The organism is Chloroflexota bacterium, assembly GCA_020161265.1.
GTDB lineage: Bacteria > Chloroflexota > Chloroflexia > Chloroflexales > Herpetosiphonaceae > Herpetosiphon.
The window spans coordinates 55,245-81,747 of the sequence record JAIUOC010000010.1; the positions used below are offsets into that span (position 1 = coordinate 55,245).

At 51.8% G+C, this 26,503-nt stretch carries 16 protein-coding genes; 14 read left to right on the forward strand and 2 right to left on the reverse strand.

Annotated elements, in window-relative coordinates:
- Positions 1 to 192: 192 nt before the first annotated feature.
- The 6 genes from LCH85_21300 to LCH85_21325 all read left to right on the forward strand — a co-directional run bounded on the left by LCH85_21300 (position 193) and on the right by LCH85_21325 (position 8,577).
- On the forward strand, positions 193 to 1,728 hold the full coding sequence (locus LCH85_21300; GenBank protein ID MCA0354538.1) for an ABC transporter ATP-binding protein: 1,536 nt from the start codon (positions 193 to 195) through the stop codon (positions 1,726 to 1,728).
- A complete protein-coding gene (locus LCH85_21305) occupies positions 1,718 to 3,046 on the forward strand; it encodes an ABC transporter permease (protein MCA0354539.1) in 1,329 nt (442 codons plus the stop codon). Before LCH85_21300 ends, LCH85_21305 begins: the two co-directional genes overlap by 11 nt.
- 48 nt (positions 3,047 to 3,094) lie before the next feature.
- Positions 3,095 to 4,432 (forward strand): ABC transporter permease, encoded by a 1,338-nt coding sequence (locus LCH85_21310; GenBank protein MCA0354540.1) that lies wholly within the window; start codon positions 3,095 to 3,097, stop codon positions 4,430 to 4,432.
- Between the two features lie 316 nt (positions 4,433 to 4,748).
- Positions 4,749 to 5,153, forward strand: a complete 405-nt coding sequence (locus tag LCH85_21315) for a hypothetical protein (GenBank protein MCA0354541.1) — start codon at positions 4,749 to 4,751, stop codon at positions 5,151 to 5,153.
- A 138-nt stretch (positions 5,154 to 5,291) separates the two neighbouring features.
- Positions 5,292 to 7,139, forward strand: coding sequence for a CHAT domain-containing protein (locus tag LCH85_21320; protein MCA0354542.1), 1,848 nt, complete (start codon positions 5,292 to 5,294; stop codon positions 7,137 to 7,139).
- Positions 7,114 to 8,577 (forward strand): hypothetical protein, encoded by a 1,464-nt coding sequence (locus LCH85_21325; GenBank protein ID MCA0354543.1) that lies wholly within the window; start codon positions 7,114 to 7,116, stop codon positions 8,575 to 8,577. The genes LCH85_21320 and LCH85_21325 overlap by 26 nt, the downstream gene beginning before the upstream one ends.
- Before the next feature lie 177 nt (positions 8,578 to 8,754).
- Here LCH85_21325 and LCH85_21330 read toward each other — a convergent pair whose 3' ends face one another.
- Positions 8,755 to 9,669 carry a GAF domain-containing protein gene (locus LCH85_21330; GenBank protein ID MCA0354544.1) on the reverse strand — a complete coding sequence of 305 codons (915 nt, stop codon included), beginning with the start codon at positions 9,667 to 9,669 and terminating at the stop codon, positions 8,755 to 8,757.
- A 255-nt stretch (positions 9,670 to 9,924) separates the two neighbouring features.
- On the opposite strand from LCH85_21330, the gene gpmI reads away from it, so the two are divergent.
- The 8 genes from gpmI to LCH85_21370 all read left to right on the forward strand — a co-directional run bounded on the left by gpmI (position 9,925) and on the right by LCH85_21370 (position 25,045).
- Positions 9,925 to 11,553: a 2,3-bisphosphoglycerate-independent phosphoglycerate mutase gene (gene gpmI / locus LCH85_21335; GenBank protein MCA0354545.1), complete on the forward strand. Its 1,629-nt coding sequence runs from the start codon at positions 9,925 to 9,927 to the stop codon at positions 11,551 to 11,553.
- Between the two features lie 374 nt (positions 11,554 to 11,927).
- Positions 11,928 to 12,881 (forward strand): DUF1702 family protein, encoded by a 954-nt coding sequence (locus tag LCH85_21340; protein ID MCA0354546.1) that lies wholly within the window; start codon positions 11,928 to 11,930, stop codon positions 12,879 to 12,881.
- The gene (locus LCH85_21345) at positions 12,878 to 14,794 is read left to right on the forward strand and encodes a CRTAC1 family protein (GenBank protein ID MCA0354547.1); all 1,917 of its coding nucleotides are present in this window, start codon (positions 12,878 to 12,880) and stop codon (positions 14,792 to 14,794) included. The genes LCH85_21340 and LCH85_21345 overlap by 4 nt, the downstream gene beginning before the upstream one ends.
- Before the next feature lie 19 nt (positions 14,795 to 14,813).
- On the forward strand, positions 14,814 to 15,731 hold the full coding sequence (locus LCH85_21350; protein MCA0354548.1) for an enediyne biosynthesis protein UnbU: 918 nt from the start codon (positions 14,814 to 14,816) through the stop codon (positions 15,729 to 15,731).
- Positions 15,728 to 21,454: a type I polyketide synthase gene (locus LCH85_21355; GenBank protein MCA0354549.1), complete on the forward strand. Its 5,727-nt coding sequence runs from the start codon at positions 15,728 to 15,730 to the stop codon at positions 21,452 to 21,454. Before LCH85_21350 ends, LCH85_21355 begins: the two co-directional genes overlap by 4 nt.
- Before the next feature lie 3 nt (positions 21,455 to 21,457).
- Entirely contained in the window at positions 21,458 to 21,883 is a 426-nt protein-coding gene (locus tag LCH85_21360) for an acyl-CoA thioesterase (protein ID MCA0354550.1), read from the forward strand.
- Positions 21,884 to 21,899: 16 nt separating this feature from the next.
- Complete coding sequence (locus LCH85_21365; GenBank protein MCA0354551.1) at positions 21,900 to 22,487, forward strand: hypothetical protein; 588 nt, start codon at positions 21,900 to 21,902, stop codon at positions 22,485 to 22,487.
- Positions 22,488 to 22,636: 149 nt separating this feature from the next.
- Positions 22,637 to 25,045, forward strand: coding sequence for a peptidoglycan DD-metalloendopeptidase family protein (locus LCH85_21370; protein ID MCA0354552.1), 2,409 nt, complete (start codon positions 22,637 to 22,639; stop codon positions 25,043 to 25,045).
- A gap of 210 nt (positions 25,046 to 25,255) precedes the next feature.
- Here the strand turns inward: LCH85_21370 and LCH85_21375 are convergent, their stop codons facing one another.
- A complete protein-coding gene (locus LCH85_21375; protein ID MCA0354553.1) occupies positions 25,256 to 26,431 on the reverse strand; it encodes an RtcB family protein in 1,176 nt (391 codons plus the stop codon).
- Between the last annotated feature and the right edge of the window lie 72 nt (positions 26,432 to 26,503).

Consider the following 26,503-nt stretch of genomic DNA (forward strand, 5'->3'; position numbering starts at 1 on the left):
AAGGCACAACCCCGTGGAAGGGCTGCGTTCGTAATGACGCAGCCCTTCTACTTTTTGTGTGGTATTATCAGCATATACAGCACAGCAACTCGAACAACCCGGGACACGTTTTGCCACCGTTTGGCAGCCAACAGCGTGGTTGTTCTGCATATTTGAGGCAATGCTGCCTCGTTGATTAACTAGGAGTCTTGTGTGACAGCGAACGTCGTACCTGCGTTGGAAGTCCGCAATATCACCAAGCAATTCCCCGGGGTTTTGGCCAACGACCAGATCTCTTTTACCCTACTCCCCGGCGAAATCCACGCCTTCCTTGGTGAAAATGGCGCGGGTAAATCCACCCTCATGAACATCTTGTACGGCTTGTATGACCCCGATCAAGGCGAGATTTTGATCAACGGCGAATTGGCCAAGATCAAAAATCCGGCTGATGCGATTCGGCTTGGTTTAGGCATGGTGCACCAGGAATATGCGCTCGTTGATACCCTAACCGTCACCGAGAACATTATTTTAGGCACCGAATTGCGCAATGGCCCAATTCTCAATGCCAAAGAAGCCAGTCAACGGGTGCGCGATCTTTCCGAGCAATATGGCTTGGCCGTACCACCCGATGCAATCGTCGGCGATTTACCCGTCGGGGTGCAGCAACGGGTCGAAATTTTGAAGGCGCTCTATCGCAATGTCAATATGTTGATTCTCGATGAACCAACTGCCGTATTGACTCCCCAAGAGGCCGATGACCTCTTTCGGGTTATGCGTGAATTAGCCGATCAGGGCAAGGCGTTAATTTTTATTACGCACAAATTACGCGAAGTGCGCGAAGTTGCCGACCGCATTACAGTGTTGCGCCGTGGTAAGGTTGTCGGCGGCGCAGACCCCAAAACCGCCAGCGAAGGCCAATTAGCCGCGCTGATGGTTGGTCGCGATGTTGTCTTGAAAGTTGACAAAACTGCGGCTAATCCTGGCGAGGCGGTGCTCAAAGTCCGCAATCTTAAGCTGCGCGATGATCGTGGCCTAACCGTGCTTGATGATGTGTCGCTTGATGTCCATGCTGGCGAGGTGTTGGGGATCGCTGGGGTGCAAGGCAACGGCCAAACTGAGTTGGTCGAGGCGATTACTGGCCTGCAACATCTGCCAACTGGCTCGATTGAGTTGCTCGGCAAGGATATTACCAATCGCCCGCCACGCTCGATCACTGAACAAGGTGTCGCCTACATTCCCGAAGATCGCAAAGGCACAGGCTTGGTGCTTGGCTATAGCATCCGTGATAATTTGGTGCTTTCAACCTATTACAAAGCGCCATTTACCAAGGGCTTGACCTTCAACGATGCCGCAATCGACGAAAATGCCCAAGAATTGATTGAAACCTTCGATGTGCGCACACCCAGCGCCACCACCACGGCTGGCTCGCTCTCAGGTGGTAATCAACAAAAAATTATTGTAGCGCGTGAATTTACCCGCGAAAACCGCTTGCTGATTGCTTCGCAACCGACGCGGGGGATTGACGTTGGCTCGATTGAATTTATTCACAACCAAATTATTAAACAGCGCGATGCAGGGCTAGCGGTCTTATTGGTTTCGGCAGAGCTTGATGAAATTCTGTCCTTAGCCGACCGCGTTGCTGTGATGTACCACGGCAAAATTGTTGGCATTCTCCCGATTGCCGAAGCTACGCGCGAGCGCGTTGGCCTGTTGATGGCCGGTATTCAGGAGCAACCCAATGGCAAATGAGCAACAAGCCCCCGCTGAAACTAAAAAACCCGCCGAAGCTAAGCCGACTAAACGCAGCTTGCCATGGCTCAGTGAGGCAATCGTACCACTCTTGGCAATTCTAACGGCGGTCTTGATCGGCGCAGTGATTGTCTTTATTTCGATTCCCAGTAATAAGCTGCCAGCCTTTGATCTAAGCCTGTATGGCAGCCGCAGTGATTGGTTTTTCAGTACCTTGCCCGAACGTTTACGGGTAACCCTCAGTGCCTTCACTGGTTTGTTCTCAGGCGCATTTGGCGATTGGAGCAAACCAAGCACAATTCCAGGCGCAATCAGCAATACGCTGGTTGAATCAACGCCCTACATTTTGGCTGGTTTGGCCGTTGCGGTCACCTTCAAAGCTGGTTTGTTCAATGTTGGTGCTGAAGGTCAATTGTTGATGGGCGCACTTGGCAGCGTCGCGGTTGCCGCTTTTATGCCGCAATGGTTCGGCGTTGCCTCACTACCAGCGATCATTCACTTACCAGCAGCCTTGCTAGCTGGGGTGCTAGCCGGAGCCATGTGGGGCATTATTCCTGGCTATCTCAGGGCCAAAACCGGAGCGCATGAAGTTATTACCACGATCATGCTCAACTATATTGCCCTGCAAATTATGGATTATCTGATCAACGGCGTGATGAAAGATAAAAGCGCCACGCTGCAACGCACGCCCTTCATCCACGAAAATGCCGCCTTGCCACGCATTATCAGCAAAGCCACCGACCCAAGTTTGACGGGTGGGCAAGCTTATCCACGTTTAATTACCACAACGAGTAGCACCTGGGATCTACGGATTCATATGGGGATCATCATCGCATTTGTGATGGTTGGCTTTATTTGGTGGTTGATGAATCGCACACCCAAAGGCTTTGAAATCAAAACTGTGGGCGAAAACCCCGAAGCCGCCCGCTATGCTGGCATGAACATTACTGGCACGGTGGTTGGCGCAATGGGCATTTCGGGCGCTTTGGCAGGTTTAGCTGGCACAAGCCAAGTTGTTGGTTTGGAATATAACCTCAAGGCGGTGTTCTCCAGTGGTTTGGGCTTCGATAGCTTGGCAATTGCCTTGCTAGCCAAGAGCAATCCAATTGCGATTGTTCCGGCAGCGCTGTTCTGGGGCGCGTTACGCACGGGCGCAGGCGCGATGCAAATTAACACGGGTATTTCGATCAACCTAATCAATATCATTCAAGCTTTAGTGATTATGTTTATTGCTGCCGACCAAATTGTGCGCTGGATTTATCGTATCAAGCAAGCTGAAGGTGGCAAAATCACATTTAACCGTAGCTGGGGTAAGTAGCGCCAGCGCCGTCGCTCTTGAATTTTTTAACCTTTACGGTGGATTTGTATGAAATTTACACGCGCACGCGGGGTTGGCCTGCTCGGGATTTTCATCGCGATTGTCCTGATTTTTGCAGTCAATAACAGCCTCGGCAATAAAATCACTGAAAAAAGCAAAATCCAATCAATTTGGGATTTTACCAGCACGATTCGGATTCCCGATAGTGCCAACATGAAGGTAGATCCCAAAGCTCCACCAGTCGCCGCAATCGAACTGCCTACGATGATCACAATTAGCTTGATCTGTGGGGCATTAGTGTTGGCAGGTGGTACGCTGATCGCCAAGAATCCTGAACGCGGTTGGGTTGCTCCCTATATGAGCAGCGTAATTGCCCTTGGTTTCTTTTCGATCTTGCTCTGGGCAGTCGCCAACAACAGCGTTGACCTCTCGGATACGCTTTCGCGGGTGGTGCGGCTTGGCACGCCAATCGCAATTGGAGCGTTGGCAGGGATTGTCTGTGAACGCTCAGGTGTGGTCAACATCGGGATCGAAGGCATGATGCTGACGGCAGCCTGTTTTGGCTATGCTGCTGCCGCGATCTCAGCCCGCGCAATTTATGGCGATGCCTTACCCGAAAGCGCCGTCAGAGGCGTGGTTTGGATGCCCTTGATCATCGGCATTTTGGGCGCAATCGTGACGGGCGGCATGATGGCGGCCTTGCATGCGTGGCTCTCAATCCGCTTCAAAGTTGACCAAGTAATCAGCGGTACGGTGATCAACATTATGGCAGTTGGGATTACGGGCTTTACCCGCACCAACTTTTTGCTCAAATTTGAATCGCCACTCCGCACGGGCTTGCCACAAATGCCGCTTGGGCCATTGGCCGATATCCCATTGCTTGGGCCGATTCTGTTTGATCACAAACCAATCACCTATTTGATGATTCTGATGGTGTTTGGCTTGAACTTCTTCCTGTTTCGCACAGTGTGGGGCTTGCGTACCCGCGCGATCGGCGAACACCCCAAGGCCGCCGATACTGTGGGGATCAACGTCAATCGCATGCGCTATCGCAACGTGATTATTGGCGGGATGATCGCTGGGGTGGCTGGGGCTTGGTTCTCACTGGAAGGCTCGTTCGGCTTTGATGATGGCATGACCAGCGGTCAAGGCTTTATCTCATTGGCCGCAATGATCTTCGGCAAGTGGAATCCAATTGGCGCTTTTGGCGGCTCGTTGCTATTCTCATCTGCCGATGCCTTGCAGCTCAAGGTACAGGCTTATAGCTTCGATTTGCCCTCGCAATTTATGCAAATGTTGCCGTATGTGGTAACGCTGATTGTGTTGGCTGGGGTGATTGGCCGCGCCCGACCACCAGCCGCCTCGGGCAAAGTGTACGAAAAGTAACCGCTGTCCATGCAACGTTGTTCAATGCCATTCCGTAGTAACGCGGAATGGCATTGGTGTTTAAGTGCATCGTTCTTGCTCTTCTCAGCAGCCAAGCCATCGTCTATACTAGGTTTGCAAGGCATTTTTGTGTGTTCTTTGGAGGTATTTTGTGAGCAATCAACCACCATATGGCCAACAACCGCAACAACCAGGCTACCCACCACAACAACCGTATGGTCAACAACCAAGCTACCCACCGCAACAATCAGGTTTCCCACAGTATGGCCAACAACCCTATGGTTACCCACCCCAACCCCAAAAGCGCGGTGGTTGCTTGAAATTTGGGATTATTGGATCGCTTGTAGTATTGTTGCTGTGTGTAGGCGGCGGTTATTTACTATTCAAAACCATAATTGGGGATGCTACTACAACCATTGATGGCTTTATGAAAGCTGGAGCTACCAATGATTTCAATGCCGCCAAAGCTTATATTGATACGAGCATTATCCCCGATGCGGAACTTGAAAGTTTATTGAGTCAACGTGCGTTATTTGAAGGCTATACGAGCATCGGTGCGATCCCAAGTAACACCAATGCCAATAGCAGCACAGGTCAGGAAACAAAGATGGACCTTGAGGGAACAATCAATTATTCAAGTGGCTCAGGAACCTACTCAGTAAAACTGGTTCGTATTGGTTCAGATTGGCTTATTCAAGGTATTCGTATTCGTCGTAATTAATAACCTCAAGCTTAGCTAAGCCCTCAATCAGCGAGGGCTTGGCCAGATCAATTCAGCCTCACAACCTAGCCAAAATTCAATAATTCCAATCCTCAAACGTTGATTTAATGAGTCACGCAGGATCATTGGGAGTTTGCTATGTCGTCTAGGTCGATTAATCGCCGGCTATTGGTGCTTCAAACAGGCTGGACAGTCGCTCAAGCCCAGTTATTGCTCGCCCATAGCCAAGCCGAATATGTGGTTGTTCAACGCACTGAGCCACAAATCTACTGGTATGTTTACCCACTCGAAGTTGTCCAAGAACGCTTAAGCTACCATCACCCTGATATTGCGATCTATCTGGCGCTCAATTTACAAGAAACCTCAGCCAGCCCGACCCTCAACAGCAATCAACTCGAAACCGCCGACTATTTAAGCGTGGTGCTTGATGATCAGCACCACTTGCAAGGCGTAGTTAATCCAAGTGCTCAAGCCAAAGGCACAGAATTTGATCCGTTCTTCAAGGCCTATCCCTCAGTTATTGCTCAAAATCAAGCCCAACTTAACCAAGCCTTTGATCTAGCAGTAGGTTTTCGCGATACACCCGATGCTGGCTTGATCGGCGGCCATAATCCGATTGTCATTCATGGCTTGCAAACTGATGAGCGTTGCACAATTATGCTCAGCGGCGATGGCTTACAATTTGATCGGGAGCAAGCCGAATTGGCCTTTGACATGCAAGCCACGCTATTTTTTAAGGCCACACCAACCCGCACAGGCCGCTGTGTAATCTATGTCGATTATTATCGCCAACGCCAATTGGTGGGGCATGCTGAACGAGTAGTGTTGGTCGATAGCAACGCTGAGCCAGAACCTAGCGACACTAGCCCGTTTGATTTTGGCTCAACTCCGGTCGATTTGCTGATCAACCTACGTCGTGATGGCGATACGTTCAAATGGACGGCGATGCCTCATGATCAAGCCTTTACGCCGCTGCACAATTTGCCGAGCCAACAAGCCTTATCCGAACAAGCTGCCCAAAATTGCGCCGTTGATCTCTTGGGTGCGGCGGTTAATCCAAGTTTATTGTTGGCGCAACGCGAACTTGAAGCGCTTGCCAGCGATCTAGGCCAATTTGTTCCAAGCCCAATTTGGCAATTACACAGCGATTTGGCCCAGAAATTGCAGCGGCCACTGACGGTTTTGCTGCGCAGCAACGATTTGGCTTTGCCTTGGGAATTGGCGATGGTCGAAGCGCCCTTGCTAGCCGGCGATCAGCCGCTGTATTGGGCCGCCCAAACCCATTTCGCCCGTTGGTATATTCACCCACAGGTCAGCCCAATGCCGCCCGATCAACTCAACATTAGCCAAATTAGCGCAATCGCCTCACGCTATGGCTGGGATTCAGGCCAAGCTGAATTGGTGCATGCAGTTGATGAACAAACCATGCTGCAAAACCAATGGCAAGCCCAAGCCTACGAAGCCACAATTCAGGCGCTTGATCCATTGTTGAGCCAAGCCACGACCCAAGCTGGCCATCTTCTACACTTTGCCGTGCATGGTCGCAGCCAACCCAACGCCCGCATCCAAGAAATTATTCTGGCTGATAATAATGCGATTTCGGCTAAAGCCTTGGTTGGCAATACGCGCCGTCGCCCGCCCCAATTTAGTTTTGTGTTTATCAATGCCTGCCAAGTTGCCACCCCAGGCCAGAGCTTAGGCCAAGCAGCAGGCTTCCCCGCCGAAATTCTCAAAAGTGGTGCGGCGGGCTTTGTTGCACCGTTGTGGGAAGCTGATGATCAAGCAGCTGGAACGTTTGCCGCTCAATTTTATAGCCAAGCGTTTCAAGCCCAACCTGTAGGCGCAATTTTGCAACAATATCGCCTAAGTTATGTAGCCAATAGCACCACCACCCGCCTTGCCTATATCTTTTATGGCCATCCAGCCTTGCGTTTGGCCTATTTGAGCAAAGGAGCCAACCATGCCCAACAACCAAGTGCGGCTTGATGGAACCAGCCAAGCCCATGAAGTTGCCCCAAATTATCGGATTATTGCCCAAGGTATCACGGGTAATGCCGCCGTACCAAGTCAAGAGCCACGGCGCGGCGAGGCTGGCGCTGGCGTAATCAAAGGGTTAGATTTGGCTTTGATTACCACTGAAAGCAAGTTAGCCCAAACCTTCACCCTCGATCTTGAGAGCAGTTTGCCACCCCCGCCCGGCGCAATGCGCGGCAGCAGCGATTTTGTGCTACAAACGCCCGATTTTGGCAACAATACAGCCCAAGCGGTGCTTTATACCGATCAAGCAACTGGCTATAGTCAATGGATTTTCCCTGAGCCAAGCCCAAATCCAGCGACGCAACGCCGAGGCGGAGCCAGCGTTACCTATCGCTTGCCACGCGAGCCAATCGTGCCACTACCGCCAGCACCAGGCGAAGATGCCCGCCGTGGCGGCGTGATCAAAGCCATTCGCAAGGTTGTACGGGTGATCGCTTGGAAAACTGATGAATTGATTGGTAACACGCTTGAGGCGATTATTAGCAAGTGGGAATCGGTCAAACGCGCTTATGGCTGGCAAAACTTACCGCTGAATGATCTCAATCCGATTGATTGGGCACGGATGCAAACTGGCCGCAGTTTATTGCTCATTCATGGCACATTTAGCAGCGCAACCGGAGCATTTGCCGCCTTGCCCAACGAGACAATTGGGCGCTTGCAGCAAATCTATAATGGGCGCTTATTCGCCTTCAATCATCCGTCGCTGAGCGTCTCGCCACAAGCCAATATCGACGAATTACTCAAAACCATGCCCAATAACCTCGAACTTGATGTAATTACTCATAGTCGTGGCGGCTTGGTTGGGCGCGAATTGCTCAGTCGGGTACAGCAGGGTATTCCGTTGCGAGTACGCAAAATGGTTATGGTGGCTTGCCCCAACCGTGGCACGCCCTTGGCTGATGGTGAACATTGGCTAACCATGCTCGATCGCTATACCTCGCTGTTGGCCGATTTGCCCGATACCAGTGCCAGTGTGATTATGGAAGGAATTTTGACGGTTGTGAAATTGATTGGTCATGCTGGCTTGCGCAAATTACCAGGCCTCGCCGCGATGACTCCCAAAAACAGCTATTTACAACAACTCAACACTGGCCAGCCCGGTCAAACCCAAGTTTATGCCATGGTTGCCGATTACCAACCCAACGACCCTAATTGGATCAAACGTTTTATGATTCAACAAGGCAATAAATTGATCGACCATTTCTTTGGCGAGGCCAATGATGGGGTTGTGCCAACAGCGGGTGGCTATCAAGGCACCAGCGATGGCAGTGGCTGGTCAATCCCAAGTGAACGCCGCATTCTATTTGATACCGACAAACGGATCAACCACAGCAGTTTCTTTGGTAATCCAGCAGTTAACCAGCAATTAGTCGAATGGCTCAGGTGAAGGATGAGGGATGAAGGATGAGGGATGAAATTTAACCGCGAAGAACGCGAAGTTTCACAAAGATGAATTTGGCTATTGGCTATCGAAGATTGGTTGGAATCTTAACTCCAAAGCCAATAGCCTATAGCCAACGCTCTTCGTGCTCTTCGTGGTTAAAAAACGCTATGTTCTACACGCTTAAACATCGGGTAATTGCTTATCGTTGACCACCAAGGCAGCGGCGACAAGGCTAGCCAACACCTCAACTTTTTGCTGAACTTCAGGACTGAACGGTACAATCGTATGTTGCGCTCGATCAATACAGTTGATCAATTGTAAAACGCCGATCACCTCGGTCGTGCTATCTTTCAGCGGCACGGTCAACAACGACATTGAATGATAGTTCATGGCCATATCAAAGGCTTGCGGGCCAGAAAAATCATATGAATCGCTGCCATAGACATCGATCACGTTATGCGAAACCCCACGATGTACCGTGGCCGCAGTAATCGTGCGTACAATCGGCTGGCCTTGATTATCGTACAATGCCAAAGCTGGAATTGGTAATTGTTGATCAAAAGCATTCAAATTAATCTTCAATGAATCAGTTTGCATAGTAACTGGACGCAGAGTTTGGGTCGAGGTGCGCAAATACAAAGTACAGGCATCAGCTGATGCCAGTTGTTTGGCGGTCGTTACAATTGTGTGAAACAAATGCTCAACATCATCTTCGCTGACCAATTGCACACCCAAGGGCAAAATCGAGTCGATCAACTGGGAGGTATGTGAGGAATATTGATCTTGCGCCGCCACCAAGGCCGCTTTGGCTTGGCTAATTTGCTCGTTCAACAAAGGATGATCGCGCACCACAGGCAGGATCGTTCGATTCAGATGTTGGGCAATTTGACGATAGAGCCACGTGCTGAGCATAAGCCAAATCAACGACCAAGCGGCAAATAAGAGTACAACGATTAATGAAAATGGCTGTTTGGCCGTGCCAACCCATAATAAAAAGCCCACACCGACTAATAGCACCAAGGCCGAACCAAGCCACAGCCAGCGCAAACGTTTGATCACCGTCAAGGCTACATCAGTTTCAGACGGATTTGGCATATCGATTCTCACACTAAGAGTATCCCGATCATATCATGTGTTGTGGAATCAAGCCATAGAATAATTTCAGCTTCTTAACCTTCGCGCTCTTCGCGTTCTTCGTGGTTCCGCGCCAACTGAACCCTAGACCCTGACTGCTGGCCCTTACAACCTCGTTTCTATTATGCTCATCGTAGGTGAAGCCTTTGCTACTTGCACTTTTGGCACTTTTCTCGTTAAATAGAGCCAACATGTTAACGTTTACAAGGAGTAATCATGACAACACCGCGTCCTGTGTTGTTAGCCATAATGGATGGTTGGGGTTTGGCTCCGGCTGGCCCTGGCAACGGCGTTAGTTTAGCCAACACTCCCAATGTTGATCATTGGATGGCGACCTGCCCAACCACCCAACTGCATGCCTCTGGCCTTGATGTTGGCTTGCCCGAAGGCCAAATTGGCAACAGTGAAGTCGGCCACTTGAATATCGGCGCTGGATTGGTGGTCTATCAAGATTCCACGCGCATCAGCGAATCGATCAAATCTGGTGAGTTTTTTGCGAATCCAGCGTTTCTCGAAGCTGTCCAAATCGTCAAAGAACGTGGCACAAATATGCACTTGATCGGCTTGATTGGCCGGGGTGGCGTGCATGCCTACGATATTCATCTCGCAGGGTTGTTGCAATTGATGGCTCAGCAAGGGGTCAATCGTACCTACATTCATGCTTTTATGGATGGCCGCGATACCTTGCCACAAAGTGGCCTTGGCTATATGCGAGAGTTGCAACAAACGATTGCCCAAATCGGTGTTGGCCAAGTGGCGAGCGTCATTGGCCGCTATTATGCCATGGATCGCGATAAGCGCTGGGAGCGCGTCGGCACTGCTTATGCCGCAATGGTCGAAGGCGTTGGCCACACTGCCAGCGATCCAATCAGTGCGATCGAGCAAGCGTATTTGCGCGATGCTCGCGGCGATGAATTTATCGAAGCCACGGTCATCACCGATAGCGCTGGCCTGGCCTTACCACGGATCAACGCTGGCGATGTGGTGATTTGTTTCAATTTCCGCGCCGATCGGGTACGCCAAATTACCCGTGCCTTGATGCAGCCCGATCTCAACACCATGATCCAAGAATGGTATGCCAACCAAGCCGAACAAGGCTTGCAACTGCCGACCACGATTTGGCAACGACCTGAGCAAGTGCCAAATCTGCATTATGTCACCATGACCCAGTATGATGCGACATTCCCGTATGCAATTGCCTATCCGCCGCATTACATCACTGAGCCATTGGCCAAAGTGATCGCCGATGCTGGCAAGCGTCAATATCACAGCGCCGAAACCGAAAAATACCCCCACGTCACCTTCTTCTTGAATGGGCGGCGTGAGGAGCCTTTTGCTGGCGAGGATCGGGTGATGGCGGCCTCGCCCAAAGTCGCAACCTACGATCTTCAGCCTGAAATGAGTGCCGAAGAAGTTGCCGCCAAATTACTCGATGCGGTTAATAGCCAAGTCTACGATTTCTTGGTGGTCAACTTTGCCAATCCCGATATGGTCGGCCATACCGGAGTGATTCCGGCGGTGGTCAAAGCCTGCGAAACTGTTGATCGTTGCTTGGGCCAAGTTGTGCCAGCCGTGGTTGCACAAGGCGGCGCAGCCATCTTGATCGCCGACCATGGCAATGCTGAACAGATGATTGATCCGCAAACAGGCGGCCCACACACGGCCCACACCACCAACCTTGTGCCATGTATTTTGGTCGCCGACCCAGCTACAGGCCTAACCCGCGAACAGATCAGCCTTCGGGCTGGTGGCCGTTTGGCCGATCTGGCTCCAACCATCCTCGATTTGCTGGGCCTGCAAAAGGCCGCCGCCATGACCGGAACCAGCTTGATCGAACCCAAATAAACCGCTGATTTAGCCCGCTGACGTTAATCGCGTCAGCGGGCTTTTTTGATCTGTCTAGATAGTTGATTAATCCTAGGCAACTATGGTACTCTAGCCACATCCCAGAAAATCTTGATTAACGACCAATGCCACAACAATGGCCAATCGTACAATTTATGCGTTCGCTACAACCTTGAAGTACAATGATTTAGCCCTTTGTAGTGAGCTATTATTGTGCTCGTTGGCGATAATATTCATCACTGGAATATAGCACAATAGTCCTAGTCATAGCGTAGGCCATATCTGAAAGATCTTGGCCCATCACTCCCCCTTATAGCCATATCAACAACAACACAAACTGAGTGTGCAATGCAAGCGCAAGGAAGGCAGGCTCTATGTTGCTTAATCGTGTCTGGACGTATCCGCTGCGTCTCTCTCCGCTCGAAGCGACATTTGCACGGCGAGGGTTTCCCATCGGCGATGGGCAAAATCAAGCACGGCTTGAAACAATCGGCAAAACATTTTTGCAGGGCTATCACGCTGCGCTCGATGACCAAGGCTTAGGCCAGCTCAGACAGCAACTTGAGCAGATTGAGCCGCAATTGCAGGGTTTTGCCTTCGAGGGTGCAGGCATGGGCTTGACGATACTCGACCAAATTACGCCATGGAATCGCCAGCGCGTTCAGACATTTTTAGCCAATGAAGGCCAGCATCAACGCTACATTATTCAGGTTGGGGTTGGTTGGGCCGTCGCCCGCATGCGCTGGACGTTGCCAAAGGTTGTGCAAGCGCTTGACCCGCTCTTACGCTGGCTGGTGCTCGATGGCTATGGCTTTCATCAAGGCTATTTCGCTTGGCACGATTCGTTCATCCAACACCACTACCCTAAAAAATTCGATGCCAAACAATTGGCGATTTTTGACCAAGGGCTTGGCCGTAGTTTGTGGTTTGTCACAAGCTCCAACCCACGCATGATCGCCAATGTGATCAGCCGTTTTACCCACGAGCGCCAAATTAACCTCTGGGCCGGAATTGGCCTAGCTTGTGCCTACGCTGGCAGCAACAATCCCGAGGCCTTGCATGCCATCGCTGAATTGGGCGCGACCTACAGCGCCGCGATTGCCCAAGGGGTAACCTTCGCCGCTAAGACTCGTCTTCATGCTGGGTATATCCCTGAACATAGCGAGTTAGCCTGCCAGATTTTATGCCAGCAAAGCGTAGCTGAGGCGGCTGCCACTACCGATCAGGTACTACCTGCCGTCAGCCAAGATGGCTCAATCGATGCTTACCAGCATTGGCAGGAGTTGATTCGGGCTTGTTACTTGAAGAAAGAGGCCATTGCCGTATGAAACAGACTTTGTTGAAGTATCAAACGCAGTTGCTGGCTGTTGCCGTGTTGGTTGGCACGTTTGTTGTGGCCCAACCACCAACGCTTTCACAAGCTGAACAAGCCGATTTGAGCCAAAGCTTTGGCTTTGCACAACAGCCACTTGCCCCATTGGCGGGCCATACCCAGCGCTTTATTCGCCCAGTTAATCCAAGTTTGGCCCATATTGATGCTTGGATCTCGTCGGTTGGGGCGGCGATTGCCCTCAACGATCTTGATAACGATGGCTTATCCAATGATATTTGTTATGTCGATACCCGAATTGATCACGTGGTGGTACAGCCTGCCCAAGCCAGCAACGCGCGTTATCCAGCCTTTGCGCTTGATCCAAGCAGCCTCAAATACGATGCCAGCACGATGGCTCCGATGGGATGTTTGCCCAGCGATATCAACGAAGATGGCATGCTCGACCTAATTGTCTATTACTGGGGTCGCACACCAATTATCTTTGTCCAGCAATATCAGGGTGCAAATGTCGATCTCAGCAGCCAAAGCTATGTTACCCAAGAGCTTGTAACCACGGGCGATCGCTGGTTTACCAACACTGGTTTGGTCAGCGATTTCGATGGCGATGGCCATCAAGATTTGCTGTTTGCCAATTATTTTCCTGATGGGGCAGCAATTCTCGATGCCAAATCGAGCCGCAAGCAAACCATGCAAGCCTCGATGTCCCGTGCATTCAACGGCGGCGATAAGCACTTTTTCCTTTGGCAGCAAACCAGTGCCGAGCAAGCGCCATTTGTCGCTGTACCCGACGTGCTCAGCGGCGAGTTGAACCATGGCTGGACATTGGCACTAGGAACCTACGATTTCAACAATGATCTCTTGCCAGAACTGTATATTGGCAACGATTTTGGCCCAGATCGTTTTTTAATCAACCGCTCAACGCCTGGCACGATCAAACTAGAACTGGCTGAGGGCAGTGGGGGCTTCACGATTCCCACATCCAAAGTGCTTGGCCACGATTCGTTCAAGGGCATGGGCGTTGATTTTAGCGATATTAATAGCGATCAGCACCCCGATATATTTGTGAGCAACATCACCACACCGTTTGGTTTGCACGAAAGCAATTTTGCTTATGTCAGCGACCCCAGCGCCAAACTCGATCAAAGTGAATTGCCCGATTACACCGACCAAAGCGAGCAGCTTGGTTTTGGGCGCAGTGGTTGGGCTTGGGATATTAAGCTAGCCGATTTCAACAACGATCAGCGCGACGAAATTTTGCAAGCAACCGGGTTTGTCAAAGGCACAATCAATCGTTGGCCCGAACTGCAAGAATTGGCAACAGGCAACGATCAATTGCTCGCCGACCCAGCCAGTTGGCCGCGCTTCAGTGCTGGCGATGATATTGCAGGCCATCAAATTAACCCATTTTTTAGCCAAGCCGCCGATGGCCGTTACTACGACCTTGCCAAAACCCTAGGCTTTGAGCCAACCGTCAGCCGTGGCATTGCAGTTGGCGATGTTGATGGCGATGGCAAGCTCGATTTTGCCTCAGCCAACCAATGGGAAGATTCGATCTTCTACCACAACACCAGTCAAAGCAGCAATCAAGCGCTTGGTTTACGCCTGCGGATTGCCAACGATGGCAAGGCCAACAACATTACAGGTTTTCAACCAACCAGCGCGGCGATTCCGGCGATTGGAGCGCATGTCACGGTCAAATTGCCCGATGGTCGCGCGCTCACGAGCCAAGTTGATGGCGGCAACGGCCATTCAGGCAAACGCAGCTACGATCTGCACTTTGGCTTAGGGCCGCTTGATCCACAAACCCAACTTGAAGTAACGGTGCGCTGGCGCGGGCTTGATGGTAGCGTCCAAACGAGTGTCGTTCAACTCACACCAGGTAATCATACCTTGGTACTTGGCCAATAATTGCGCAAGGAGTTTTTGTATGCAAACCGCCGTTCCTGATATTCGAATTATGGCCTTGCGCCGTTTTGCCATCGCCATCAGCTTGCTAAATATTCTTGGTCGCACGATTTTTGGCTTTGAGCAGCCATGGTCGTATGTGCTGGCGGCCTTAGCAACCACCTATAGCCTGGAAATTATGTTTGAAGTGATGCTGGCTCGTCAGCAAAAACAGCAGCCTAATTTCATGGGTGGTTTTGGCAAATTGGTCGATTTTCTGTTGCCAGCCCACATTTCGGGCTTGGCAATTAGTATGTTGCTGTATTCGAATCAGCGGGTTACTCCAATTATTTTTGCTGCTGCTGTGGCAATTTGCTCCAAAATTTTGTTGCGTGCGCCGCTGGGCAAGGGCTATCGCCACTTTCTCAACCCATCGAATTTTGGGATTACCGTGACCTTGCTGCTGTTTACCTCGGTGGCTAGCGCTCCGGCCTACCATTTTACCGAAAATCTGTATGGTGTAGCCGATTTATTGCTGCCCTTGGTAATTATCATCAGCGGCTCGTTTTTGAACATCAATTTCACCAAACGCTTACCATTAATTATTGGCTGGGTTGGTGGGTTTGTGTTGCAAGGGCTATTTGCCATGTTCGTGACTGGGCATAGTTTGAATGCCTCACTCTTGCCGATGAGCAGTTTAGCCTTCGCCCTCTTTACCTTCTATATGATCACCGATCCAGGCACAACGCCCAGCCGTGGTTGGATGCAATTTGCCTTTGGCGCGAGCGTCGCGGCAGTTTATCGCCTATTGATCATTTTGCACATTCCCTACACGCTATTTATTGCCCTGACCTTGGTGTGTATTGTGCGTGGAGCCTATTTGCACTACCACGCTTGGAATACCAAACGCCTTGCAGCAACCCAAAATCAACCCAACCTAGCCTCAGGAGCAGAAGCATGAGCCACGCTATTGCCATCGTCGGGGTGGCCTGTCGCTACCCCGATGCCGATTCGCCCAAGGCTCTTTGGGAAATGACCCTTGCCAAACGCCGCGCTTTTCGGCGCATGCCCGACCAACGTCTGAATAATCTCGATTATATTTCGTCCGATTCGGCAGCTCTCGACAGCACCTACGTTGAATACGCCGCCGTTTTGCGTGATTATGAATTTGATCGGGTGCGTTTTCGTGTGCCTGGCCATAGCTTTCGCTCCGCCGATATGGCCCATTGGTTAGCGCTCGATGTCGCTGACCAAGCTTTGCGCGACGCGGGTTTTGCCGATGGTCAAGGCTTGCCGCGTGAAAGCACCGGGGTTTACCTGGGCAATACATTAACTGGCGAGTTTTCACGTGCCAATACCTTGCGCTTGCGCTGGCCATTTGTACGGCGGGTGGTCGCGGCAGGTTTGGCCGCAGAAGGCTGGTCGAGCGAGCAACGCGGCCAATTCTTGCAGCAACTCGAACAAAACTACAAAGCACCATTCCCGATTGTCGATGCCGAAACCTTGGCGGGCGGTTTATCCAACACGATTGCAGGCCGCATTTGCAACCATTTTGATCTGATGGGCGGCGGCTATAGCGTTGATGGTGCATGTTCATCATCATTATTAGCCGTAACCACCGCCTGCACCGCGCTTGCCAGCGGCGAAGTTGATGTAGCGCTAGCAGGCGGGGTTGATCTCAGCCTTGATCCATTTGAGTTGGTTGGGTTTGCCCGTGCTGGAGCCTTGGCAACCGATTTAATGCGCATTTACGATCAACGTTCGGCTGGATTTTGGCCAGGCGAGGGCTGTGGCTTTGTCACTTTGATGCGAGCCGAAGATGCCTACGCCGAGCAACGCCCGATCTACGCCGTGATTCGTGGCTGGGGCATTTCGTCGGATGGCAGCGGCGGGATCACTCGACCCGAAGTTGCTGGCCAAGTGCTAATGCTCAAACGTGCTTATCGGCGCACTGGCTTCAATATTGATCAAGTGGGCTATTTTGAGGGTCATGGCACGGGCACGGCAGTTGGCGATGCAACTGAATTGCAAGCAATCGCCAAAGCCCGACTTGACGTGCAAAATCCCAATTTACCAATCGCCGCAGTTGGTTCGATCAAAGCCAACATTGGCCATACCAAAGCCGCAGCGGGCATTGCAGGTTTGATCAAAGCCACGCTGGCAGTGCATAGCGCAATTTTGCCGCCAACCACTGGCTGCGAACAACCACACAGCGCCTTGGAAACCTTGCGCATACTCGCTACGCCCGAAGCATGGCCTGAGCAAACCCCGCGTCGCGCAGGAGTGAGCAGCATGGGCTTTGGCGGCATCAACGCCCATATCGTGCTCGAACAAGCTGAGCAAGCCAAACCAGCGAGCAATTGGCAGCCGTTTATCGGCCAAAACCACAGCCAAGATCTCGAATTAATTGTGGTTGCCAAAGCTGATCGTCAAGCCTTGCTGAGTGAATTGCAGCAATTGCGCCAACGCGCCGCGCACCTTTCCTACGCCGAACTTGGCGATTTGGCCAGTCACTATGCCCAAACCAACTCCACAGGTTTGGCGCGTGCCGCCATGATTGCCAACAATCCACGCCAACTGGCAGCCAAACTTGAGCTGCTGATCGCCCAGCTTGAAGCAGGAGTCAACCAACAGCTTGATTTCAAACAACAGATTTTTATTGGAATTGGCAAAAAACAACCAACGCTGGGCTTGCTTTTTCCTGGTCAAGGTGCGCCCCAAGCCAACCCCAAAAGTGCCATATTTCAGCGCTTTGCCGAGTTGAATCAATTTTTGAGCCAAACCCAACTGAGCCAAGCCGAGCAAATTAACACCGCCAACGCTCAGCCCAATATTGTGCGGGCAACGTTGGCTGGTCTGGATTTACTCAAGCAGTTCAAGCTGCAAGCCAGCGCTGCTGTTGGCCATAGTTTGGGCGAATTAAGCGCCTTGCACTGGGCTGGAGCCTACGATCAAGCGATCTTAATCGAGTTGGCTCAAGCGCGAGGCCACGCTATGGCTAATTATGGTCAAGCTAATGGCGGCATGGCCAGCATCGGCGCAGATCCAAGCACGATCAAAAGCATGATCAACGGCGATCAGGCGGTAATTGCTGGCTATAACGGGCCTCAACAAACCGTAATTGCTGGCAGCCGCGAGGCTATGAGCACCCTCGTTGAGCGGGCACAGCAGCAAGGTTTAGTCGCCACCAACTTGGCAGTTTCCCATGCCTTTCATTCGCCCATGATGCAGCCAGCGATTCCAGTGCTCCAAGCGCATGTCGCAAATATTCGCGCTCAGCCATTACAAAGCACCGTCTATTCCACCATCACTGGCACAAAACTCAGTGCTCAGATTGAGCTTGGCAGCTTGCTCAGCCAACAATTGACTGATCCGGTGCGCTTTGTTGAGGCGATTGATGGGCTGAGCGAGTGCGATTTACTGATCGAAGTTGGTCCAGGCACGATTTTGAGTCGCTTAGCCAGCGAATGTATCGGCGTGCCCGCAGTTTCCTTGGAAGTTGAAAGCAATTCGCTAGCTGGCTTATTCAAGAGCCTCGCGGCGGCCTTCGTGCTGGGCAGCCCGTTGGATTTAAGCTATCTAGCCCAAACCCGTTTCAGTCGCCCATTTGATTTACGCCATGAACCAAGCTTTTTGACCAATCCTTGTGAAACCGCTCCAGCCCAACTTGATGATCACCAGCCAAGTTTAAGCCTCACCATCAGCCCTAGCGCCCAGCCTGCCAGCCCAACCAGCAGCAATGCGACTGAGCCATTGCAAATTGTGCGTGAGTTGGTGGCTGCCCGCAGCGAGTTACCACTAGCCTCAATCAACGATAGCGACCATGTGCTTGGCGATTTGCACCTTAATTCGCTGACTGTTGGCCAGATTGTTAGCGAGGCAGCCCGCCTTTTGGGGTTGCAACCGCCGTTGGCTCCAACCAGCTATGCCAATGCCACAGTTGGTCAATTGGCCCAAGCCATCAGCGAATTGCAAAACAGCTCCAATACGACCAGCGTTACCCCAGGCTACCCAGGCATTGCGCCATGGGTCGAAAGTTTCGTGATCACGTTGGTTGAGCAACCAGTGCCAGCACCCAAAATGAGCCGCTTGGCTAGTCAATGGCAATTGTTCCACGAGCCAAATTATGCTTTAGCGCATACGCTGAGCAGTGCCTTTCAACAGCAAGCAGGCCAAGGTGTGGTAGTTTGCGTTGGCGAGACGGTTGATGCGGCGACAATTGAGCGTTTACTTGAGGCCGCCCGAGTTGCCTTGAGCCAAAGCAACCCCCAGCATTTTGTGTTGGTGCAGCATGGCGAGGGCTTGGCGGGTTTTGCTCGCACCTTGGCCTTGGAAAATCCACAATTAGCGGTCGCAGCGGTGCATGTGCCAATCGATGCGCCCAAAGCTTGCGATTGGATCGTGGCCGAAGCGCTGGCCAGCACTGGCTATCTCGAAGCCCACTATGATCACAATGGTCAGCGCACCAGCCCAATTCTGCAATTGCTGCACCTTGGCGAGGATAGCGAATTACCACTCGGCCCCGATGACGTGATTTTGGCGACTGGTGGTGGCAAGGGCATCACCGCCGAAAGTGTTTATGCAATCGCCAAAGCCAGTGGAGCCAAATTGGCCTTGTTGGGGCGTTCGCAGCCCAGCAACGACCAAGAATTAGCCCAAAACTTGGAGCGCATGCAAGCCGCAGGCATCACAGTCGGTTATTGGGCGGTCGATGTGGGCGATGCAGCCAGCGTACAGCAGGCAATTAACGCCATTCAAGCTCAATTAGGCACCGTGACGATGGTGCTGCATGGCGCTGCCCGCAACGTGCCCAGTTTGATTCGTAACCTTGATCGCGCTAGTTTTGAGGCAACGTTAACACCCAAAGTCCAAGGGTTGAACAACGTTTTAGCGGCGCTGGATCAGCACCAATTGCGCTTTGTGGTCGGCTTCGGCTCGATCATTGGGCGGATGGGCTTGGCTGGCGATGCTGATTATGCCGTGGCTAACGAGCAAATGCGCCGCACCATTGAGCAAGGCCAACACGATTATCCCAATTGCCGTTGGCTCAGCATCGAATGGTCGATTTGGTCGGATGTTGGCATGGGCGTGCGGCTTGGCGGAGTCGATCAATTGCTCCAAGCTGGTATCAGCCCAATTCCGCCCGATACAGGGATCAATTTGTTGTTGCGTTTGCTGGCTAACCCAATCGCTAGCAGCCATGTGGTCGTCACTGGGCGCTATGGCGAATTGCCAACCTTGCAAACGATTCAGCCCGAACTGCCATTCCTGCGCTTTCTTGAGCGCCAATGTTTGTATTACCCACAAATTGAATTGATTGTTGAGGCGCAACTCTCATCAAGCAACGATCCATATGTGGTTGATCATAGCTATCACGGCGAACAACTTTTCCCAACGGTGATTGGCCTCGAAGCCATGGCCCAAGTGGCAATGGCCTTAACTGGCTCGCAGCAGATTCCAACATTTGAGCAGGTTGCGCTCCAACGTCCAATCGTCGTGCCCGCCAACGAGCCACTGACAATTCGGATTTGTAGTTTGCAAGTTGCCAAGGGTGTGGTCAAATTGGCGATTCGCAGCCAAGAAACCCTATTCCAAGTCGATCATTTTAGCGCGATTGCGCGATTCGATCAGCCTGCCAACTTCAGTGCTGCACCTAACCAAATTGACTGGCCAGTGCTGACGCTTGACCCTGTTGCTGATATTTATGAGCCATTGCTGTTCCATCAAGGCCGCTTCCAACGCTTGCAAAGCTATCGCTATCTGACGGCGCGGCACTGCATTGCCAATTTGGCGACGCGCAACGAGCCATGGTTTGGGCGTTATCTACCCCAACGCAGCGTTTTAGGCGATGCTGGCATGCGCGATGCCTTGATTCATGCCTTGCAAGTGTGCGTGCCCTATGCCCAAGTTTTGCCAGTTGCGGTCGAACGGATTATCTGCCAAAGCCCCAGCCAGCCAAGCGATTGGACGATTTATGCGCAAGAACGCGCTTGGGATGGCAACATGTTCAGCTACGATGTGATCGCTGTTGATCAACAGGGCCATGTCGTTGAAGAATGGCAGGGTTTGCGTTTACAACTGGTCGAGGGCAGTGGCTACAAAGGCGCATGGCCTGCTAGTTTGATTGGGGCATATTTGGAGCGTCAAGTCCACCAAGTCTTGCCACATACCAACATGACCATTGCCGTCGAAACAGATCCCGCACTCGAACGCCAACAACGCAGCGATTTGGCGCTACAACGGGCGATCGGTCAACGTCAGCCAATTCAACGGCGCAGCGATGGCAAGCCTGAGGTAGCAGATTATGTGGTTTCGGCCAGCCATCATGGCCAATTGACGCTGGCGGTTGCCGCCAAAGAACCGATTAGCTGTGATCTTGAGCCGATTAGCCCACGCAGCCTTGAGCAATGGCTTGATCTGCTTGGTGCTGAGCGTATGCAACTGGCCAAGCTCATTCAACAGCAAACTGGCTGGACGCTTGACCAAGCTGCCACCCAAATTTGGACAGCCTTGGAATGTTTGAGCAAAGTTGGTGCGGCCTTCGATAGCCCGTTGCGCTTTGAATCGCAAGCTGCAAATAATTGGTTGGTATTGCAGACTGGTCAGTATCGAATTGTATCGCAGCAATTCAATGTGCGCGATGCAGAGCTACCCATCGTGGTTAGTTTGTTGGTAGGAGCCTAAGCCATGTACGAGGCCTATGAATATCGGCATATTGTTGGGTTTGAAGAAACCAATTTGGTTGGCAATGTTTATTATGCCAATTATGTGTTGTGGCAAGGGCGTTGCCGTGAGATGTTTCTGCGTGATCATACGCCAGAGTTGGTGCATGCCCTCGCCAATGAGCTAGCGCTGGTCACCACCTCGGTCAGTTGCGAGTATCACTCTGAGCTGTTTGCCTTTGATGATGTGGTGATCGAAATGCGGCTCAAGGAACTGCTGCAAAATCGGGCCTTGATGAGCTTTCGTTATTTTCGCCAAAATGCTGATAGCCGCACGCTGGTGGCCCAGGGCGAACAGGGCATTGCCTGTATGCGACGGACAGGCGATCAACTCCAGCCTGAGCCATTTCCAGCAACCTTACGTGCGGCGCTGCAACGCTATTATCAATAAAAAGGAGGAAGATCGCATGCATCAACCAACAACCATGACCAACAACCGTGGAAATTTCAGTTTCAGCCGCCTGATGGAATTGCTCAACGGACGTTGGCACAAACGCGCTAGCTACGCCTTTTTGGTGATTGTGGCCGCTCACTGGGCCGAACACCTCAGCCAAGCCTTTCAAGTCTATTCGCTCAATTGGAAACTTTCCGAGGCCAATGGCGTGCTTGGGATGTTCTTTCCATGGCTGATTAGCTCGGAATGGCTGCATTACAGCTATGCGATCGTGATGTTGGTAGGCTTGATTATGTTGCGGCCAGCCTTCCAAGGGCGCTCACGCATTTGGTGGAATATTGCTTTGGGCCTGCAAGTTTGGCATCATTTTGAGCATTTTCTATTGCTGTTGCAAGCCTTGCTGGGCACAACCTTCTTTGGCGCAGCCACTCGCACCAGCATCTTGCAACTGTTCTATGCCCGCATGGAGCTACACCTGTTCTACAATATTGTGGTGTTTTTACCGATGATGGTTGCCATGTTCTATCATGTGTTGCCGCCGATTGGCGAAAAAACCACCCCAACCTGTAGCTGTGCTTGGCATCAAAAGCCAGCGGTTTAAGCACCAGGCCAGCTCATCAAAACCAGTTGGTGGGCTGGCCCAGACCAGATAACAGGACTAATGTATCAGCTAATTTTAATTGACGCTGCTTGGGGGGCGTGCTACCATACGGCTGGCAAACGATGTAGATGAGAGTTTTGGAATTAACTATGCAGCGTTCTTTGATCCTTGGTTTATTAATAATGATGCTTGGCGGCGCAATGCTGCCCTTCGTGGTGCACGCCAGCCCGCAGCAACCGCAACCCACTCAGCAGCCAACCCACGGGCTATCATCGCTTGATGGTGGGGTGCAAGGGTTTTTACAACGCCAAAACAGTAGCCTTGCCAAGGTTAATATCGATGGTCAGCCAGCCGGCCAGATCATCGAGGGCATGGCGGCCTATTACAATATCGAGGCGCGGATTGTATTGGCCTTGTTGGAAACCACCTCGCAACTGATTAGCAACCCAACGTTGCCAACCACCGCCACCGAACAGCCATTTTTAGCTGGCCCCAAAGGCTTTTTGAGCCAAATCGATTGGGCCGCCAAGGAGATTCGGGTTGGGCTTGGTCCCTACGATAGTGCCTTGCTGCTTAATTTCAGCGATGGCACCCAACAAAAACTCAATCCCAACGATGATCCGCATGCGCTAACGGTCAAGCGCTTTTTAGCATTCGAGCGTGATCAAGCGACGTGGCAACAATTGGTTAGCCGTTATAGCAAGGTTTACCACGAACTCTTTCAAAATGAGCCAGTCGTCGCGCCCAGCACGCCGCCAGTTAGCACAGGCTTTTTGAGCATTCCATGGGAGCAGGGTGCTCGGATGGTGCATTCATCACATTTTGATCATACCTATCCCATGGTTGATAGCGGCGGCGATGGCAACGATGTGATGATCAATTATCAAGGCAAAAGTGGGCTTTCCTACAACAGCCACGATGGCCATGATTATTATTTTCCTGATTTGCCCTATGGTACGCCAATTGTCGCCGCCGCGCCTGGCTGGGCCTATGCTCGCACAACCCGCGGCTTGGGCGTGCTGATTCAACATGCTGGCGAGGCCGCTGGCTATGAAACGGTCTATTGGCATCTCGATGATTTTGCCCCAAGCTTCAAGGGCTTTATCGATGCCGCCAAACCACGTTGGGTCGAACGCGGCGAATTGCTTGGCTGGAGTGGCGCAACTGGCTTTACCACAGGCGCTCCTCACTTGCATTTTGAAGTACGCCACAATGGCAATCAAGTTGATCCCTATGGCTGGTATGGCCCTGGCGCTGACCCTTGTACCAATTATGTCAAATGTGAAGCCAGTGTTTGGCTTTGGAATGATAGCGTGCCATGGAGCCGACCTGATGGCCCAGCCCCGACCGATACCACGCCACCCAGCGCCTTGTTGACAATCAATCCGGCTGAAGATTTGGCCTTGGTCGCCCATTTTGAGCATAACCCATTGCCTGCGGTCGGCTCAATGGCCGCCAGCGATCAACTCAGCTATAGCAGTGGCAAATTTGGCCAAGCAGTCAAGGTTGGTGATGGCGCATTGACCTATCCAGCTAGCCCAACACTTACCCTTGATCAAGGCACGTTGGCTTTGTGGGTAAATGTACCCAAAACATGGCCTAGCTCGCGCACAGGTCGCCATTATTTGCTGGCCGCCTCGCAAAACCCGGTCGATCCCGATAAAATCTATCGCAATACCTTGGCGTTGCGCCACGAACAAACTCAACAAGCAATCTGGACGTTCTGGACGGTTGATCAAGCAGGTCAAGAGCATAGTTTGAGCGTGCCCGATACGCTCAGCGCTGGCTGGCATCATTTTGCCATCAGTTGGGACCAAGCAACTGGCAATAAGCGTTTGTTAATCGATGGGATGTTGGTCAACGAGGCGAGCAACGTTAGTTTGCCCAGCGAAGTTGGCGAAGATTTAAATGTCGGACGCTGGACAATCGGCGCTGGAATCAGCAATATCGCCATCGACGAATTGCTGAGCTATAAACGCCAATTAGCGGCTGATGAAATTTATCGGCTGGCCACCAGCGAGCAAGCCCTCGCGGCCAGCAGCACCAGCACCGATCAACGTGATCTGTTAATCTTAACGCCAGCACTTGATAATGGTGGTGGCGTGGTCAAAGCTCAGCTTGGCATCAACGGTATTTACGCTGCGCCGATGACCTATTATCGTGCTTATCGCTGGACGTTACCCAACGTTGAAGGGAGCTACACCATCAGCGTGCGGTTGACTGATCGTATGGGCAACACCACCACCCTCAGCCAAACGATCAGCATTGATCATCCGCCGCAAGCCAGTGTCAATATTCGCGATATCAATGATTTGGGTGCAACTTTGGTGCTTTCGGCGACCGATGCCAACCAACCATTGGCGATGGCCTTGAGTGCCTACCCCAGCCCTAGTTTCAAGCAATGGGAGCCGTTCAGCGTTGAGCGCCAATGGCAGTGGAATCCAATCACCGCGCGGCGAGTCTATGTTTGGTTCCGCGATGCCAACGGCAACGAGCGCGGCCCGATTGTGGCTGGCCCCGAACTCTTCCGCGCCTATCTGCCCCGAATTGAAAGATAAGGCTCTAGGCTATGGGCTTTTGGCTTTCGGAGACATGTTGGTATTCCAAAAAATCTCCGCTAGCCCTAGAGTCTATAGCCTATAGCCCCACTTCGTGCCCTTCGTGTCCTTCGTGGATAAAAAAACTCACTGTGCCACTACGAATATTCCGATCTCAATTCTGCCTTTTGATTTTTGACTTCTGACTTGGCTCTATGTTCTATGCTCTTACTAATCCTTATATGGATCAAACTCATTTTCACCAGCCATCGCTACACCTAGCGGCTGCAAGGTATGCACAATCTTGATTGTATTGGCGTGATGATTGAGCACCTCAGGCAAGCGTTTGTAGCAATGTGGCGATTCATCGGTGCCTGCGCCGCGTAATTCAACCCCTTGCTGATGAATCCATTCATTCATCATGTCGCGCGAAATTTTGCCAGGTGCAATCACTTTGCCCGTGCGATAATTGATTTTGCCGCGAGCAGCGGTACGGCTCATCACCCGACCAGCACCATGCACGGTTGAATGCAAAGCAGTTTGGGCTTCGGGCGAATCAACGCCTTCCAAAATGACCGAAATATCGCCCATTGAGCCGCCAACAAAGCCGCGCTGACCAGGAAAGGCGGGCGTTGCGCCCTTGCGTACGACCCACAAATCCACGCCGTTATGGGTTTCGCGCCAGGCAAAATTATGGTGGTTATGCACTTCTTCAAGGATAGTTGCACCTAAAATGCGGGCTACCTCAGCACACACCCAATCGCGGCCAGCGTAGGCATAGCGCCCAGCCAAGGCCATACAGGTTAAATATTGCTCGCCCAAATCTGAGGCAGTTGGCAAAATTAACGGCGCAACATCCATGCCATCTTTGGCTCCGCCCGCCTCTAAAAAGTAGGTTGCGGTTTTATGGCCCAAACCACGCGAGCCAAAGTGCACACCAATCCACGTCCGATCAAGCTCATCGGCGAATAAATCAACATAATGATTGCCCGAGCCAATTGTGCCAAGCTGATTACGGGCAGTTTGTTTCAAGCTTTTGACCGCTGGAATTTGCCAAGCTGGGTCATCAAACAAGTCGTGATCAACGCTTTGGCGGTTGTTCAGGCCAACCCCAAACGACAACGAACGCCAGATGTCGTCCATGATCGGTTTGATTTTAGCGCGAACTTCGCTGGCTGGCAGATCGAGCAAGACGGCTTTGTTGCCGCAAGCGATATCGTAGCCAACGCCGGAAGGGCTAATTGCATCACGATAAGCGACTACACCGCCAATTGGCACCGCATAACCCTTGTGATGATCCGCCATCAACGCCACTGCATCGGCCTCAAGCGCACAGGTTTTAATCTGGCTCAAGGCTCCTTGATCGATTGGATCGCCCCAGATTGGAATGTTCTCAACGTACTGCACGAATCTGCTCTCCTATCGCTTAAAACAAAATTGGGCTATAGCATAGCATAGCCCAGTTTAATATTCGCTCGT